The 332-nt window shown below is 36.4% G+C and carries 1 protein-coding gene; it reads right to left on the reverse strand.

Translation table 11 applies throughout. From position 1 onward, the window contains the following. A partial coding sequence (locus KA878_RS14145) for a 4Fe-4S single cluster domain-containing protein (protein ID WP_210142279.1) occupies positions 1–332 on the reverse strand: 332 nt, incomplete at both ends.

Below are 332 nucleotides of genomic sequence, written 5' to 3' on the forward strand. Positions count from 1 at the left end.
AACTTTTGATATACTCACACACCCTGCGCCTTTGCAATGATGCTTGAACATCGATCACGCGTTGATTCATTGAGCCTTTATACGGTAAATTAGGTCTATATAAATGATTAATAAATGGACCATCTACTAAGACGTCAATGAGCTCAAGCAATGTCTTTCTTTCTGCTGAATCTCGCTCTAAATATTCAAATAAAAAACCAGTCCATACCCATAATGATTTGGTATTTCCAAAACGTTTTCTAAAAGTTTGAGCACACTTCAAAGTGATATCTACATTACAAAAAGGTTCGCCACCAAGGATACTGAGTCCTGAAATATAATTTGGCGCACAG

Origin of the sequence: Staphylococcus sp. GDY8P57P, from assembly GCF_017892585.1 — a bacterium.
GTDB lineage: Bacteria > Bacillota > Bacilli > Staphylococcales > Staphylococcaceae > Staphylococcus > Staphylococcus borealis.